Consider the following 15,797-nt stretch of genomic DNA (forward strand, 5'->3'; position numbering starts at 1 on the left):
GACAGGTCGAGCAGGTGCGAAAGCAGGCCTTAGTGATCCGGCGGTAGCAAGTGGAAGCGCCGTCGCTCAACGGACAAAAGGTACTCCGGGGATAACAGGCTTATCGGGCCCAAGAGTCCACATCGACGGCCCGGTTTGGCACCTCGATGTCGGCTCGTCGCATCCTGGGGCTGAAGTAGGTCCCAAGGGTTGGGCTGTTCGCCCATTAAAGCGGTACGCGAGCTGGGTTCAGAACGTCGTGAGACAGTTCGGTCCCTATCTGCCGTGGGCGTTGGAGAGTTGAGAGGATTTGCCCCTAGTACGAGAGGACCGGGGTGAACGCACCTCTGGTGTATCTGTTGTCGTGCCAACGGCATAGCAGGTTAGCTACGTGCGGATTGGATAACCGCTGAAGGCATCTAAGCGGGAAGCCAGCCTCAAGATGAGCTCTCCCATCCCCTTGAGGGAGTAAGAGCCCTGGGAGACCACCAGGTTGATAGGCCAGATCTGGACGCGCGGTAACGCGTGAAGGAGACTGGTACTAATGGCTCGAGGGCTTGACGGTTTATTTTTACTTCGTCGTGAATTACACATGTGGTGGGCTGTGCGGTTTTGAGGGGCCGCCGGGATCTCTCGTAGATTTCCGGTGGCTTTGGCGTGGGGGAAACACCTCTTCCCATTCCGAACAGAGCAGTTAAGCCCCACAGCGCCGATGGTACTTGGCTCGCAAGGGCCCGGGAGAGTAGGACGCCGCCGGTTTAATGTCACACGAGCCGCCCTTCGGGGCGGCTCGTTGTCGTTGTGGCCTGGCTTCGCGTAGGCGGGCGAGTGGCGGCGTGGGCCCGCGGGCCCGCCTGCGGACGGCAGGCGTCTGCAAAGAGGCCCACCGGGAGGCCGAGGGCCGGCTGGCGGTGGCCCGCTCCAGGCGCTTCTCCCGTCAACTGCTCGTGTTCTCGGGCTGCCGGCGAGCGGTCTTTAGCGCGCCGCGGGCCGCCTGGTGGCGGCCCGCTCGCTTGTTCATGTCTCCGGCGCCCTTGCCTCCCAGCTGGGCGCGGATGCTGCTGAGGAATTACCGCACGCTGGAAGTCCTGCTGCGACGCTGCGGGCGTGAGGCCACTGGCGTCGTGCAGGAGTGCGCTCGTGAAGGCACCCCGCCTGGCCGGCCCGCGCGTGAGGACGCGCGGAGCGGACGGCGGTGAGGATGGGCCTCCGCGAGGTCGTCGGCGTGGTCGCGCGGCGGCAGCTCATCTGCGAGCGTGGCGAAGGCGACGACCAGGTCGGCGGCACGCCGGATGGCGTCGCGCAGAGAGCGCTTGGCCGGCCGGGGATCTGCGGTAGAGGAGAACATGTGTTCGCAAAGCTAGAACGTCCGTCGGACGGACGTCGCAAGAACAGGTGTTCGCCCCGCAATGTGCGCGATATTTGGCTCTACAGCGGGAAAGTTCGGCGCCGATCCTGCAGCCGATCTTGCAGCGGCATGCCGCTCTGGCACCCAAGCTTTCTCCCACAGGGGGGTCGGCGTGTTCATGATGAGGGACGTCTTGTCCCGACTCAGAGACCAGCGAGGTTTCACGCATGCTTGATCGCATCTCGACGAAGGTCTTCGCGGACGGCGCGGACCTGGACAGCATCCTGCGCCTCGCCGCTGACCCGCTCATCAAGGGTTTCACCACGAACCCGACGTTGATGTGGAAGGCCGGGCTGACGGACTACGCCGACTTTGCCCAGCGGCTGCTGGAGCAGATTCGCGACAAGCCGGTGTCCTTCGAGGTCTTCGCCGACGATGAGGCCGAGATCCGGCGCCAGGCCAAGAAGTTGGCGGCCTGGGGACCCAACGTCTACGTCAAGGTGCCCATCACGACGACGGCTGGGGTCTCGATGGCCCCGCTGGTGCGCGAGCTCTCAGAAGATGGTGTGCAGGTCAACGTCACGGCGCTGTTCACCACGGCGCAGGTCGAGTTGATCACGGTGGCGGTGGCCGATGGCGCGCCCTCGTGCATCTCGGTCTTCGCGGGTCGTATCGCCGACGCCGGCGTCGATCCCATCCCGATCATGCAGCGGTCGGTCGACATCATGGCGGCCGCGCCGCGCGCCGAGCTCATCTGGGCGAGCCCGCGCGAGGTGCTCAACCTGGTTCAGGCCGACCAGGTCGGCTGCCACATCATCACCATGACCCACGACCTGCTGCCGAAGGTCAGAAGCCTGGGCAAGGACCTCGACCAGTTCTCGCTGGAGACGGTGCAGATGTTCCATCGCGACGCAGCGGCCGCCGGCTTCACGCTCTAGGTCTCGCGCATGGAGCGCGTCCTCATCACCGGCGGCGCCGGGTTCATCGGCAGCACCGTGGCTGACCGCCTCCTCGACGAGGGCGTCGATGTCGCCATTCTCGACGACTTCCGGACCGGCCGGCGTGAGTTCATCGTCGACGCGCTGCAGCGTGGTGCCGAGCTCTTCGAAGGCGACGTGCTGGACGGCGCGCTGCTCGGCGAGGCCATCGACGGGTGCGACACGGTCTTTCATCTGCAGGCCAACGCCGACGTACGCCACGGCCTCGAGAACCCGCGGCGCGACCTCGAGCAGAACACGATCGCGACGTCCGACGTGCTGGAGGCCATGCGTGCCGTGGGTGCGAAGCGCATCTGCTTCTCCTCGACGGGCTCGGTCTACGGCGACGCGCCGATCGTCCCGACAAGGGAGGACGGTCCGTTTCCGATCCAGACCTCGCTCTACGGCGCCTCGAAGGTGGCGGGGGAGGGCATGATCGGCGCTTACGCGCACGGCCTGGGCTTCACGGGGCTGATCTTCCGCTTTGTCTCCGTGCTCGGCGAGCGTTACACGCATGGCCACGTCATCGACTTCTACCGCGCGTTGAAGGCCGATCCGACGCGGCTGCAGGTCCTCGGCGACGGCCGGCAGACCAAGAGCTACCTCTACGTGCAGGACTGCGTGGAGGCGATGCTCACGGCCGCTGCCCACCACGGCGACGACCCCGGGGCCTACGTCTACAACCTGGCCACCGACGAGACCGTCACCGTCGACGAGTCGGTCGCGACGATCACCGCGCGCCTGGGACTGACGCCGGAGGTCCAGAAATCCGGCGGGGACCGCGGCTGGGCCGGCGACTCGCCACTCATCCACCTCGACACCGAGCGGATCCGCTCGCTCGGTTGGGCACCGACCCTCACCATCCGCGACGCGATCGCGCGCACGCTGGAGTGGTTTGAGGCCGAGCCCGCCATCGTCTTCGACCAGGAGCCTTCGCACTCGTGAGCGTCATCTTCAGCCGTGCCCCGCTACGCATCTCGCTGGGCGGTGGTGGGACCGATCTGCCCTCGTACTACGGCGAGCATGGCGGGTACCTGTTGAGCGGGTCGATCGACAAGTACGTCTACATGCTGACCCACACCGTCTTTCAGAAGCGGTACCGCATGAAGTACTCCGAGACCGAAGAGGTCGACACGCCCGCAGAGATCAAGCACCCCATCTTCCGCGAGACGATCCGCAAGCACTGGACCGGCAACCCGCTGGAGATCGCCGTCGTCGCCGACGTGCCGGCCGGCACCGGCATGGGCTCCTCGGGTGCGTTCACGGTCTGTCTGATCAAGGGCCTGGCGCTGGCCAAGCGCCAGTCGGTGACCCCCGGCGACCTCGCCGAGGCGGCGTGTGAGATCGAGCTCGACATCCTCGAGGAGCCCGTGGGCAAGCAGGACCAGTACGTCTCGGCCCACGGCGGGATCTGCGCCTACACCTTCAATGCCGACGGGACGGTGAAGGTCGAGCCGCTCGAGCTTGAAGAGACTACGCTGCGCAAGCTGCGCAACAACCTGCTGCTCTTCTACACCGGCGAGGCGCGGTCGGCGTCGAAGATCCTGGCCGATCAAGTGACGCGCACGGCCGCGAGCGACAACGAGATGGTGGAGAACCTCCATCGCACCAAGGAGATGGGCCTGCGCAGCCGCGGCCTGCTGGAGTCCGGCGACCTGGAGAGCTACGCCGAGCTGATGCACGAGCACTGGGAGAACAAGCGCCGGCGTTCACCGGGCATGACCGGCGAGCGCATCGACACGCTCTACACGCTGGCGCGCCGCTCGGGCGCCCTGGGCGGCAAGCTCGTCGGGGCCGGCGGCGGCGGGTTCCTGCTGATCTACGCCCAGCGCCCGGAGGACACCCGCCAGGCGATGGCCGCAGCCGGCGCCTCCGAGCTGCCCTTCGACTTCGAGTTCCAGGGCGCGATCGGCAACGAGTACAACTAAGCGCGCTCAGCGCGGTGCGCGTGCCACGCCGATGATCTGCACGCCCCACGGCGAGCTCATCGCGTTGAGGCGAAAGAGCGGCCGGAACGCGGCCATGGCAAGGCGCGCGGCGCCGACCGGCGCGCCGCCGCCGGAGCGGACGTCCTCGACGAGCCGTTCGCCGCGCGCGATCACCAGGCGGCGGTACACGTTGAAGAACGGGAAGCCGGCGCCGGCGGTTGTCTCGACCTCGTAACCGGCCAGGCGCAGCGCCGTCGCCAGCGACGTCGGCGTGTAGTGACGGCGGTGGCCGATGTGGCGGTCAAAGGCCGACATCGTCCCGCCAGGGACGGTGACGACCAGGCGGCAGCCGGGGGCCATGAGCCGGGTCGAGGCGGCCAGCAGCGCGACGTCGTCGTCGACGTGCTCGAGGACCTCGGAGCAGACGGCGTGGGTCGCCCAGTGCTCGAGGTCGGCAGGGACCTCGACGTCGGCCATGATGTCGCCGGCGATGAACCGCGACCGCGGCACCTTGCCCTGCGAGCGGCGCACGCCCACCTCGCTGGGTTCGAGGCCGAGCAGCTCGGCCTGCGGCCAGCGCTCAGAGGCTATGAGCAGGAAGTCGCCGAGCCCGCTGCCGATGTCCACCAGCCGGCGCGGCCTTCCGTCGGCCTCGAGCAGCTTCAACGCGACCCGGCGCCGGTAGAGTTGTGCCGGGTTCTCCTCGGCCGCCCCGCGTAGTCATCCCAGTGCTGATCCCAGTTGTCGCTGTCGACGGAGACGACGCCGTCGCTCATGCTGGCTCCCTCGGCGCGCGGCACGCCGCGAAGGTGTTGAGTCCGAACTTGTGGCGCTTGCAGTGGATCTGGCCGGGGCGAAACCCGGCGCGCACGAGCATCGGCCACAGATCGCGCGGGTCGTAGTAGCACTTGTGATCGTCCATCTCCTCGGCCGGGCTGACGCCCAGCCGGAAGGCCGCGAGCTCGAGGAACCACTTGCCGCGCCAGGCCGGCACGTTGAGCAGGGCGATGCCGCCGGGCGCCAGGATGCGCCGGATCTCGATGAGCGCCGCCTGCGGCTCCCAGATGTGCTCGAGCACCGAGAGGCAGAGGACGGTGTCCAGCGACGCGCTCTCGAGCGTGGGCAGGACGTCTGCCAGCGAGCCCTCGATGGCCTCCACGCGCGGGTGGCGCTTGAGGTCATCGGCCAGCGCGAGGTCGACGAGCAGCGCCGAGGACGCCTGATCGAGCAGCGTGCGCGTGAACGACGCGTTGTAGCCACAGCCGAGATCGGCGACGCGCCGGCCGGTGAACTCGCCGTGGCGACGCACGGCCAGGCTGCTCAGCCAGACCCCGAAGCGATCGACCGGCGTCGACCCAGTGTGCTGTCCATAGGAGCCCGTTCGGGTGGTGACCTCAGCGCTCAAGTGCGTCTCGCCGGCTCGTGGCGACCATCGCGCCGTGCAGCAGCAGCGTGAACGCGAACAGCAGGAAGCCGCTCAGCATCGCGGTGAACCCGGTGATCGCCATGTGGTTCTCCAGGTCGGAGGGCTGGCCGAGCCTGTAGTCGTTGGAGAGGTAGGACACCACCAACGGGATCGTCAACGCGATGCCGCCCACGAACACCCCGCCCGACAGCAGGACCGTGCGCGTGTAGGGCAGGATCCGGCTCCATCGGCGTTTCGCCTCGCCGGTGTAGTCGAAGAGCACCTGCGCCACGGCCCCCATCAACACGCTGGTCAGACCGATCAGCGTCAGCACGAGGCCGAGCATCGCCCAGTAGAGCGAGAGCTCCACCGGGCCAACCGAGATCGGTCCGCCGGCCAGCGGGACCGTGATCAGCAGGCCGAGCGCGAGCAGGAGCAGGCCGGGCTTGAAGACGAAGAACTGCGACCCGTAGATGAACATCGCGCGCAGGTTGATCCACGCCGCCTGCCAGGGCGAGAACCAGCCCATGCGCTTGTGGTGGCTGACGCGCCCTTCGCGGTCCTTGAAGAAGCGCACCGGCACCTCGGAGGTGCGCAGATGCAAGTGCACCGACTTGAGGACCATCTCCGATGCGTACTCCCAGGACTGCGACTGCAGGTCCATGCGAGTCAGCGCCTCCTTCGTGATCCCGCGCATGCCGCAGTGGATGTCTGAGAACCGGCTGGAGTACAGGCGGTTGAGGATCCACGTGGTGAACGGGGTGCCGAAGTACTGATGCAGGCGCGGCATGGCGCCGGGCTCGATCGAGCCCTTCCAGCGCGAGCCCATGGCGTACTCATCGCCGGCCTGGAAGCGCTCGACGAAGGGCGCGAGCCGGCGGAAGTCATAGGTGCAGTCCGCGTCGCCCATGACGATCCACTCGCCGCGGATGTAGGGGAGCGCATCCATGTAGGCGCGGCCCAGCCCGCGCTTGGGCGTGCGCAGGACGCGTGCCCCGGCGGCGACCGCCAGCTGCGGCGTGTCGTCGGTGGAGCTGTCGATGATGAGGATCTCGCCCTTGATCTTCGCGTCGGTCAGCCCTTCGTGGCACCACGCGATGAAGTCCTGGATCGTCAGCGACTCGTTGAGCGCCGGGATGACGATCGAGAGGACCGGGTCCTGGACGTCGTCGTCGGGGACGAGCAGCTCGAGCTCGGGGTCCTGGGGGACTGTCGCCAGGGCGGTCAGGACAGCACTCCCGCACCGGCTTCGGCGATGTTGTGGTCGATCGAGTCGATCAGCGCCTCACGCGAGGTGTAGGCGTTGGTCCAGCCCAGCGTGCGGAGCTTGTCAGAGCTGAAGCGCACGACCGGCACGTCGCCCTTCCAGCCGCGCGTGCCGCCGGTGAACTCATAGGCCACGTCGCTGAGGCCGAGGCGCTGACAACAAAGGTCGGCGATTTCTTGAACGGTTACGTAGTCCAACGTCCCCGCGTTGAACACGTCGAACGGGAGGCGGTCAGTGTTGGCCAGAGTCAGCATGGCGTCGACCACGTCGGAGACGTGGATGTAGGACTTGCTCTGCTGGCCGTCGCCGAGGATCGTGAGGTGGGACGGGTCCTCGAGCAGCCGGCGGACGAAGTCGTAGGTGACGCCGTGGGTCTGGCGTGGGCCGACGACGTTGGCGAAGCGGAAGACGACGACGTCGAGGCCGAACATGTGCGAGTAGGCCGACATCAGCGCCTCGCAGGCGAGCTTGCTCGCGCCGTAGGTGGAGACGGGGTGCATCGCGCCGGCGTCCTCGCGGACGGCCTCCTCGCCACGATCGCCGTAGACGCCGGAGCCCGAGGAGTACACGATCTTGCGCACGCCGGCCATGCGGGCGGCCTCGATCGCGTTGTTGGTCAGGTAGCTGCCCTGCCAGAAGTCGATCGACGGCTCGGTCACCGCCTTGGCGATGTCCGGATTGGCCGCGAAGAGGAACATACGCTCGCAGCCCTCGATCGCGGCGACGGTCGCATCGAGGTCCTGGAGGTCGCCGACGATGAGCGTCAGGCGATCGTGGTCGAGCACGTCGTCGAGGTAGGCCCGAGTCCCTGATGACAGGTTGTCGAAGACCACTACTTCTTGCTCCGGATCGCTCAGAAGCCGCCGCGTGACGTGGCTTCCGATGAACCCTGCACCGCCCGCGATGAAGGTCCTCGTCATGGGAGGGCAGGCTACGCGTGGCGGGATTACGCCGCACGGATTTCTGCCGTACTGTCAGCGGTTGGCTAGGCGGTGGAGCCCAGCGAGGACCAGACGTCCATCTTCGTGCGCACGCGCCCGATGACGTCGTCGGTGAACTCCGTGGTCCCGGCCGCGCCGCCGAGGTCGTGGGTGCGGACGCCGCGCGCGGTCGCCTCCAGGACGGCCTCGTAGATCGCGCGCGAGGCGCGCTCGGCGCCGGCGTGGCCCTTCTCGGCCGCGTAGTGGAGGACCGCGCCGCAGGCCAGGATCATGGCCATCGGGTTGGCGATGTCCTTCCCCTGGAGCGCGGGCGCGGTGCCGTGGGGCGCCTCGGCCATCGCGACCGTGGGACGCAGATCCTCGTCGAAGGCGAGCAGCACCGACTCGGCTCCGGCGATCGAGCCGAACATCGGCATGACGAGATCCGACAGGCAGTCGCCGTCGCGGTTGAGCGCTGGGATCACGAGCGGGGAGTCCGCGGCGCCCGAGATCAACCCCGCGTAGGTCGCGTCGATCAGCACCGGCTGGTACCAGACGTCGGGATGGCGCGCGGCGGCGGCGTCCATCTCCTCCTTGAGCATCCCCTCGTAGACGGGGGAGACCGTCCACTTCGGGCCGCCGTAGACCTTGCCGTTCAGCCGCTTCGCGGTCCGGAACGCGTACTCGGCGACCGCGCTGCAGGTCGACCGCGAGATCTTCTCGGTCCGGTAGGCGATCTCGTCGGCGCCACCCTCGGTGCCTTCACGCCACTGCTTGGCGCCGTAGGCGTCGTCGACGGCCATGCGGACGACCGAGATCGGAAGGTACACGCCGGCGACGGGGTTGATCCCCGGGATGCGCCGGCCGGTGCGGATGATGACCTTGCCGTCGACGCCCTCGCGCACGATGCGGTTGGGCGAGCCGACGTCGTCCTTGCCCTCGGGCGTGATCGTCGCGGCCTTGATCCCGAGGCCCGAGGCGCGCATCGCGGTCGCCGCATCCTCGACGACCTGGTTGCCGGTCTCGCGACGCTTTTCGAGCGACAGGTCGTAGCGCTCGAGCTCGATCGGCAGCTCGATGACCTCGGGGTCCAGGACCCGGAGCGCCTGGTCGAGCAACTCCTGCCCGGTCTCGTCGCCCTCGAGGATGGTGATCGTCAGCGGTTCGGTGGCCACGCCCTGGAAGGTAGCCCGTTGTGCGGACCTCCTCGCGCGCGGTTACTCTCGTGCCAGCGATGCCCGAGCACTGCACCTGGTGTGGCACGGCGGTCCCCGACGACGACGGCTTTCGCGTCGCCGAGCCCGAGGAGGGCCACAAGGCGGTCTTCTGCCGCCTGGAGCACATCGTGCCGTGGATCATCCAGGGCACTGTCTGGGCATCGGGTCAGATCGTCCCGACCGGCGACCCCGACGACGCGCTCGGTCGCTGCGCGCTCTGCGGCGATGTGCTCGGGGTCGAGCGCGTGCTCGTCGTCCGCCATCGCGGCCAGCACCGCATCGGCGACGCCTTCTGCCGCATCGAGCACCTGCACGAGTGGGCCAAGGGCGGCGGCCGCTACAAGACGGCTTCGTAGCGCGGACCCGGCTGCAGCGTCCGCCAGCGCGCCGCGGCCAGCACCGCGCTCAGCGCCGCGCCGCCGGCCGAGACCAGGAACGCGGCCTGCCAGTCGGCGGCCTCGACGATCGCGCCCGCCGACCAGTTGCCGATCGCCAGCCCAACCACCAGCGAGGTGACCGGCCAGGTGTAGGCCTCGGTCTCGGCGCCGCTCGGCGCGACGTCGCCGGCGATCTGGTTGCCGGCCGTCAGCGTCGGCGCGATGCACAGCCCGGCCAGCAGGGCGAGCACGTACATCACGCCCATCGAGGGCGCGAGCGCCAGCGGCAGGTAGCCGATCGGCAAGAGCGCCGCCAGGCGCGCATAGCGGCGCGCCGGCGGTCCGGACCAGTGCCACGCGCCGTAAAGCAGGCCGCCGGCCGCGCTGCCCAGCGACCACACCGCGACCAGGACGCCCGCCAGCCCGCGCGCGCCGTGGTCCTCGCTGAAGGCCGGCAGCGTCACCTCCATCGCCCCGAAGCAGAAGCCCATCGGCAGCGTGCAGAGCACGAGCGTCTGGATCCCCGGTGAGCGCAGGGCGCCCAGCGCCCCGTGGCTGCCCGCGTCTTCGGAGATCACCCACGTGCGGACGGGCGGCTGCATCAAAAAGAGGGCCAACCCCACCAACAACAGCGCCGGAGAGAGGATCAGCGCCGCGGCCGGGTCGAGCAAGGCCGACAACAACGCGGTGAGCAGCGGGCCGGCGACGAAGATGAGCTCGATCAGGACGCCCTCCATCGCCAGCGCGGTCGACAGCAGGCCGGGGTCCTCGTCGCGCAGCAGGCGCGGCCACATGGCGCGCGAGATCGAGCCCAGCGGCGGGATGAACGCGCCTGCCGCCGCGGCGAGTGCGACCAGCAGGGCGACGGGCGCATCGGCCAGCCCGCAGGCGACCAGCGCGCCCATTGCCACAGCGTGGGCCAGCGCCAGCGGCACGACGGTCTGGCGCAGCCCGCGGTGGTCGATGATCCGGCCGAGCAGCGGCGAGCTCAGCCCGAGCGCTATCCCAAACCCCGCGGCCACGGCGCCCGCCGCCGCATAGGAGCCGGTGTGCTCGCGCAGGAAGAGGACGATCGCCAGGCCGTTGATCCCGATCGGCAGCCGCATCGGGATCTCGGCCAGCAGCAGCGCGCGCACGTGCGGTGCGCGGAGCACCCGCGCGTAGCGCTCGCGCGGGCCCATCTCAGGCAGGGTCTGGCTCGGCGCTCTTGCCGTGGAGCTCGAGCTCGTCGGCGCGCTCCTCGAGCGCGGCGATGACGAACGCGACGTGCTCGTCGAAGTCGACGCCCAGCGCCTCGGCGCCCTCGCGGACCTCGTCGCGGTTGACCGCGGCGGCGAAGGCCGGGGTCTTGAGCTTCTTCTTGACGGACTTGGGCGTCATTCCGTGGATGCCCTCGGGCCGCACGTAGGCGCAGGCGACGATGAAGCCCGACAGCTCATCGACGGCAAAGAGCGTCTTGGCCATGTCGCTCTCGCGCGGCACGTTGAGGAACGTCGCGTGGCCGGCGATCGCGTCGACGATCTCGGGATCGACGTCGCGCTCGCGCAAGTACCTCAAGATGGTGCGGGGGTGGCCGTTCTCCGTGTCGTCCATATCGGAGAAGCGCTCGTAGTCGGCGTCGTGCAGCAGCCCGGCGACCGCCCAGGCCTGTTCGTCGGCGCCAAGCTTGCGGGCGTAGCCGACCATCGCGGCCTCAACGGCAAGGCAGTGCCTCCGCAGTGACGGTGACTCGACCCATTCGGACAGGAGGTCCCAGGCCTCCGCCCGCGAAAGCTGCGACGACATGGCTGTTACCCTAACCCAGCGTCCGCCAACGGCCTTCGAAGGCGCGTCAGGGCGTTTCGATCGCATGGAGAAGTTCGTCATCGACGGGGGCATCCCGTTGTCCGGCAACGTCGTTCCCGCCGGCAACAAGAACGCCGCCCTGCCCTGTCTGGCCGCATCCGCGCTCACCGCGGAGGAAGTCGTCGTGCGCAATGTGCCGCGCATCCGCGACGTGCAGGCGATGCTCGACCTGCTCGAGCATCTCGGCGCGACGGTGGAGTGGAAGGCCGAGCACGACGTCGCGATCTGCGCTGCGGGGATCACCGCCGAGTCGTTCGTCGATCCGCGGCTGTCGGCGCGCATCCGCGCCTCGTTCCTGCTGGCCGGCCCGCTGCTGGCGCGCTTCGGCCGCGCCGACATGCCGCCGCCCGGCGGCGACGTCATCGGCCGCCGCCGGCTCGATCCCCATCTCGATGCCTTCCGCGCGCTCGGCGCGTGCGTCGAGCGTCACGACCACACGTCCCTGGTGCTGGCGGGCAAGCTGCGCGCCGGCGAGGTCTTCATGGACGAGCCGTCGGTCATGGGCACCGAGAACGCCTTGCTGGCCGCTGCGCTGACGCCGGGCGAGACCCAGATCTTCAATGCGGCCAGCGAGCCGCACGTCGTCGACCTCGCGCGCATGCTCGTCAAGATGGGCGCCGACATCCGCGGCATCGGCTCCAACGTCCTGCACGTCACCGGGGCCGACGTCCTCGGGGGGACGACGCACGACATCGGGCCCGATCACATCGAGATCGGCTCGTTCATGGCGATGGCCGGGATGACCGGCGGCGAGATCCGCATCAAGGACACCGAGCCCGATGACCTGCGGATGATCCGCCTGGTCTTCAAGCGGATCGGGCTGGAGACGCAGCTCGATGGCGCCGACGTGCTCGTCCCGGGCGGTCAGAAGCTCGTCGTCGAGCGCGACATGGGGGAGCACACCTCCAAGGTCCAGGATGGGCCGTGGCCCGCGTTCCCCGCCGACCTGACCTCGATCGCCGTCGCGCTGGCCACGCAGAGCGAGGGCGAGGTGCTCGTCCACGAGTGGATGTTCGAATCGCGGCTGTTCTTCTGCGACAAGCTGATCTCGATGGGCGCCAACATCTTCATCGCCGACCCGCATCGGGCACTGGTCACCGGGCCGCGGCGGCTGCGCGCCGCGCGCGTGGAGTCGCCCGACATCCGCGCCGGGATGGCGGTCCTGCTGGCCGCGCTGTGTGCCGAGGGGCGGACCGAGATCGGCAACATCCGGCAGATCGACCGTGGCTACGAGCGCATCGACGAGCGCCTGCGGGAGCTCGGCGCCTCGATCGAACGGGTTGCGGAGCAACCCGCGCTGGCGTAGCAGGCCGCATCGTCACAGGGCGGGCATCTTGTGTGGCGATTGGTCGCATAAGGTGCGGGCCCGATGATCCACCCGATCCCCAACGGGACGCGCGACGTCCTGCCCGACGAGATGCGGGAGCTGCGCGCCATCACCGAGGCGATGCGCGGGGTCTTCGAGCGGCGTGAATACGGCGAGGTCTGGACGCCGACCTTCGAGTTCGAGGAGGTCCTGCGGCGTGGGGAGACGGGCGTCGATCCCGCCTACCGGGTCTTCGACGACCACGGTCACGTGATGGCGCTGCGTCCGGACATGACGGTGCCGATCGCGCGCGTCGTCGCCACGCGCTACGCGCAGGCGCAGCCGCCGCTGCGCTTCTCCTACTTCGCCCACGCCTACCGCGGCGTGCGCCCACACCGCGGCCAGATGCGCGAGTTCCTGCAGGCTGGGATCGAGCTGGTCGGTGCGCCGGGGCCCGACGGGACCGTCGAGGCGTTGACCGTGCTGTGCGAGGCGCTGGATGCCGTCGGACTGGTCGGCTACCGCATCGCGCTGGGCAGCGCCGCGCTCTACCCGGCGCTGCTGCAGACGTTCGCGATCTCTGAGGAGGTCGGCGACGTGCTGCTCGGCGCGCTGGCCGCGCGCGACTTCGTGCGTCTGGAGCGCGAGGTCGACAGCCGCGGGCTGGACGAGGCGCTGCTGCGCGTCCCGCAGCTACGTGGCGGCTCCGAGGTGCTCGACGAGATCACTGGTGGCGAGGCCGACGGCCTGCGCGCGATCTTCGTCGACCTGCCCGAGCACGTCGCGCAGCGGATCGTCTTCGACCTCGGCTTGGCGCGCGGGCTGGGCTACTACACGGGCTCGGTCTTCGACGTGCTCGATCCCGCGCTTGGCGAGCCGCTGGGCGGCGGCGGGCGCTACGACGACCTGCTTGGGCGCTTCGGGCGGGCCATGCCGGCGGTGGGCTTCGCGCTGCATGTCGATCGGCTGCATCTCGCACTGGCTGGCGAAGAGAGGGCTTCATGACGCCGGCGCTGACGATCGCCGTTCCGCGTGGCGCGCTGATGGGCGAGACGCTGGAGCTCCTGGACGCCGTCGGCGTCGACACCGCCGAGGTGCGTGCCAACGACCGCAAGCTGCTCTTCGGCGACGTCGGCATCGTCACCATGCGTCCGTCCGACGTGCCGACCTATGTCGAGGCCGGCGCCGCCGACGTGGGCATCACCGGCAAGGACGTCTTGACCGAGCAAGACGAGCGTGAGGTCGTCGAGGTTCTTGACCTCGGCTACGGCCCGTGCCGGATGGTCTTCGCGACGGTCGCCGTCGGCGACGGCGAACCCGACCCGGCTGCCGAGGCCCTGCGGCGCCTGGGCGTCATGCGGGTCGCGACCAAGTACTACAGGATCGCCGCGCGTTACTTCGAGGAGACCGGCCGGGCGGCCGAGATCGTCGAGGTCAAGGGGTCGGTGGAGCTGGCGCCGCTCACCGGTCTGGTCGAGGCGATCGTCGATCTGACGGCCACCGGCACGACCCTGCGCGAGAACGGCCTGGTCATCCGCGAGGAGATCATGACCTCGACCGCGCGCCTGATCGCCAATCCCGTGGCCCACAAGCTGAAGTCGGCCGCCATCGACGAGCTGACGCGCCGCATGCGCGCGATCGTCGCATGAACGTCGAGCGGTTCACCGTCGACGGCGTGGGCGAGGCTGGGTCCGAGGCGCGGGCCGCGGCCGATGCGCTGCGCGCGCTGACGCCCGCCGGTGTCTCGGTGTCGGGCACGGTCAGCGAGATCGTCGCCTCCGTGCGCACGCGCGGTGAGCAGGCATTGCTCGAATACGTGGAGCGTTTTGATGGGGTCACTGGCCCTCTCCGGGTCGAGCAGTCCGAGCTCGACGCCGCGCTGGCGCAGCTCGATCCCGCGGTCCGTGCCGGCCTCGAGGTCGCGATCGCCAACGTGCGCACGGTCGCCGAGGCCGGGCTGGCCGCCGACACGGCGGTGGAGCTGCCCCAGGGGCAGAGCGTCACGATCCGCGACCTGCCAGTCCGCCGCGCGGCGGTCTACACACCAGGCGGGCGCAACCCGTACCCGTCGACGGTTGTGATGGGCGTCGTGACCGCTCGCGCCGCCGGCGTCGAGGAGGTCGTCGTCTGCGCGCCGGGCGCCCATCCGGTGATCCTCGCGGCCTGCGCGCTGTGCGGCGCCGACGAGGTCTGGCGCATGGGCGGCGCGCACGCGATCGCCGCCTTCGCCTACGGCACCGACAGCGTTCCGCGCGTGGATGTCATCGCCGGCCCGGGCTCGCTCTACGTGCAGGAGGCCAAGCGCCAGGTCTCAGGCGACGTGGGCATCGACGGCTTCGCCGGACCCTCTGACGTCTTGGTCCTCGCCACCGGCGACGTGGACGCCGAACTGGTCGTCGTCGACCTGCTGGCCCAGGCCGAGCATGGTGCCGGGACGGTCGTCGCGCTGGTCACCGACGACGCGCCGCTGGCCGATGCGGTCGCCGCGCGTCTGGCCGCCGAGCCCGACGGCGACGCCGCCGCGGCGGTCGTCCTGGCCGCCGACCTCGAGGAGGGGCTCGCTGTCGCCGAGGGCTTCGCGCCCGAGCATCTGGAGCTCGTCGGCGCCGGCGCCGAGGCGCTTGCCGACCGGGTGCGCAGCGCGGGCTGCGTCTTCGTGGGCCGTGAGAGCGGCACCGCGTTCGGCGACTACGTGGCCGGCTCGAACCACACCTTGCCCACCGGCGGCGCCGCGCGCTTTACCTCCGGGCTCTCGACGCGCTCCTTCCGGCGACGCATGAGCGTGGTCCGAATCGGCCCTGCGGCAGACGCGCTGGCACGGGCCGGCGTGCCCGTCGCGGAGGCCGAGGGCTTCACCCGGCACGCGGAGTCGATGCGGGTGCGCGAGAATCCCTCGGGATGACGCGCACCGCCGAGATCACACGCCAGACCAAGGAGACCGACGTCCGCCTGACGCTCGGCCTCGACGGCGATGGCGCCGGGACCCGCGAGACGGGCGTCGGCTTCCTCGATCACATGCTCGACCTCCTGGCGCGCCACGGCCGTCTGGACCTCCAGGTCGAGGTCACCGGAGACCTGCAGACCGGCGCGCACCACACCGTCGAGGACACCGGGATCGTGCTCGGCCAGGCCATCGACCAGGCGCTCGGCGACCGCGTCGGCATCTTCCGTTACGGCCACTCCGTCGTGCCGATGGACGAGGCGCGCGCCAGCGTCGCCCTCGATATC

At 69.6% G+C, this 15,797-nt stretch carries 14 protein-coding genes, 2 rRNA genes and 2 pseudogenes; 11 read left to right on the forward strand and 7 right to left on the reverse strand.

What is annotated here, in order from left to right:
• The 5 genes from VGO10_RS11460 to VGO10_RS11480 form a co-directional block, all read left to right on the forward strand.
• Positions 1–544, forward strand: a 23S ribosomal RNA gene (locus tag VGO10_RS11460); the annotation flags it as partial.
• A 77-nt stretch (positions 545–621) separates the two neighbouring features.
• Positions 622–738: ribosomal RNA gene (gene rrf / locus VGO10_RS11465) — 5S ribosomal RNA — on the forward strand.
• Between the two features lie 816 nt (positions 739–1,554).
• Positions 1,555–2,265 carry a transaldolase gene (locus tag VGO10_RS11470; RefSeq protein ID WP_327468354.1) on the forward strand — a complete coding sequence of 237 codons (711 nt, stop codon included), beginning with the start codon at positions 1,555–1,557 and terminating at the stop codon, positions 2,263–2,265.
• Between the two features lie 9 nt (positions 2,266–2,274).
• On the forward strand, positions 2,275–3,249 hold the full coding sequence (locus VGO10_RS11475) for an NAD-dependent epimerase/dehydratase family protein (RefSeq protein WP_327468356.1): 975 nt from the start codon (positions 2,275–2,277) through the stop codon (positions 3,247–3,249).
• Positions 3,246–4,232: a galactokinase gene (locus VGO10_RS11480; RefSeq protein ID WP_327468359.1), complete on the forward strand. Its 987-nt coding sequence runs from the start codon at positions 3,246–3,248 to the stop codon at positions 4,230–4,232. The genes VGO10_RS11475 and VGO10_RS11480 overlap by 4 nt, the downstream gene beginning before the upstream one ends.
• Before the next feature lie 6 nt (positions 4,233–4,238).
• Here the strand turns inward: VGO10_RS11480 and VGO10_RS11485 are convergent.
• The 5 genes and pseudogenes from VGO10_RS11485 to VGO10_RS11505 form a co-directional block, all read right to left on the reverse strand.
• Positions 4,239–4,901: pseudogene (locus VGO10_RS11485) on the reverse strand (class I SAM-dependent methyltransferase); the annotation flags it as partial.
• Between the two features lie 103 nt (positions 4,902–5,004).
• Positions 5,005–5,637 (reverse strand): class I SAM-dependent methyltransferase, encoded by a 633-nt coding sequence (locus VGO10_RS11490; protein ID WP_327468363.1) that lies wholly within the window; start codon positions 5,635–5,637, stop codon positions 5,005–5,007.
• Positions 5,627–6,865, reverse strand: coding sequence for a glycosyltransferase family 2 protein (locus VGO10_RS11495; protein ID WP_327468383.1), 1,239 nt, complete (start codon positions 6,863–6,865; stop codon positions 5,627–5,629). The genes VGO10_RS11490 and VGO10_RS11495 overlap by 11 nt, the downstream gene beginning before the upstream one ends.
• Complete coding sequence (locus VGO10_RS11500) at positions 6,862–7,824, reverse strand: NAD-dependent epimerase/dehydratase family protein (RefSeq protein ID WP_327468365.1); 963 nt, start codon at positions 7,822–7,824, stop codon at positions 6,862–6,864. Before VGO10_RS11500 ends, VGO10_RS11495 begins: the two co-directional genes overlap by 4 nt.
• A gap of 65 nt (positions 7,825–7,889) precedes the next feature.
• Complete coding sequence (locus VGO10_RS11505) at positions 7,890–8,999, reverse strand: isocitrate/isopropylmalate family dehydrogenase (protein ID WP_327468367.1); 1,110 nt, start codon at positions 8,997–8,999, stop codon at positions 7,890–7,892.
• 59 nt (positions 9,000–9,058) lie between these two features.
• On the opposite strand from VGO10_RS11505, the gene VGO10_RS11510 reads away from it, so the two are divergent.
• Complete coding sequence (locus VGO10_RS11510; RefSeq protein WP_327468369.1) at positions 9,059–9,397, forward strand: hypothetical protein; 339 nt, start codon at positions 9,059–9,061, stop codon at positions 9,395–9,397.
• On the opposite strand, the gene VGO10_RS11515 is transcribed toward VGO10_RS11510, so the two are convergent.
• Together VGO10_RS11515 and VGO10_RS11520 are read right to left on the reverse strand one after the other, a co-directional pair.
• On the reverse strand, positions 9,379–10,599 hold the full coding sequence (locus VGO10_RS11515) for an MFS transporter (protein ID WP_327468371.1): 1,221 nt from the start codon (positions 10,597–10,599) through the stop codon (positions 9,379–9,381). The genes VGO10_RS11510 and VGO10_RS11515 overlap by 19 nt on opposite strands.
• Before the next feature lies 1 nt (position 10,600).
• A complete protein-coding gene (locus tag VGO10_RS11520) occupies positions 10,601–11,203 on the reverse strand; it encodes an HDIG domain-containing metalloprotein (RefSeq protein WP_327468373.1) in 603 nt (200 codons plus the stop codon).
• A 64-nt stretch (positions 11,204–11,267) separates the two neighbouring features.
• Here VGO10_RS11520 and murA point away from each other — a divergent pair, with 64 nt between their 5' ends.
• The 5 genes and pseudogenes from murA to VGO10_RS11545 all read left to right on the forward strand — a co-directional run.
• A complete protein-coding gene (gene murA, locus VGO10_RS11525; protein ID WP_327468375.1) occupies positions 11,268–12,569 on the forward strand; it encodes a UDP-N-acetylglucosamine 1-carboxyvinyltransferase in 1,302 nt (433 codons plus the stop codon).
• A 63-nt stretch (positions 12,570–12,632) separates the two neighbouring features.
• On the forward strand, positions 12,633–13,574 hold the full coding sequence (locus VGO10_RS11530) for an ATP phosphoribosyltransferase regulatory subunit (RefSeq protein WP_327468377.1): 942 nt from the start codon (positions 12,633–12,635) through the stop codon (positions 13,572–13,574).
• Entirely contained in the window at positions 13,571–14,218 is a 648-nt protein-coding gene (gene hisG, locus VGO10_RS11535; RefSeq protein ID WP_327468379.1) for an ATP phosphoribosyltransferase, read from the forward strand. The genes VGO10_RS11530 and hisG overlap by 4 nt, the downstream gene beginning before the upstream one ends.
• On the forward strand, positions 14,215–15,471 hold the full coding sequence (hisD, locus tag VGO10_RS11540; RefSeq protein WP_327468381.1) for a histidinol dehydrogenase: 1,257 nt from the start codon (positions 14,215–14,217) through the stop codon (positions 15,469–15,471). Before hisG ends, hisD begins: the two co-directional genes overlap by 4 nt.
• Positions 15,468–15,797, forward strand: a pseudogene (locus VGO10_RS11545) (imidazoleglycerol-phosphate dehydratase); the annotation flags it as partial. The gene hisD and the pseudogene VGO10_RS11545, both read left to right, overlap by 4 nt.

It is taken from the genome of Baekduia sp. (genome assembly GCF_035996765.1).
Lineage (GTDB): Bacteria > Actinomycetota > Thermoleophilia > Solirubrobacterales > Solirubrobacteraceae > Baekduia.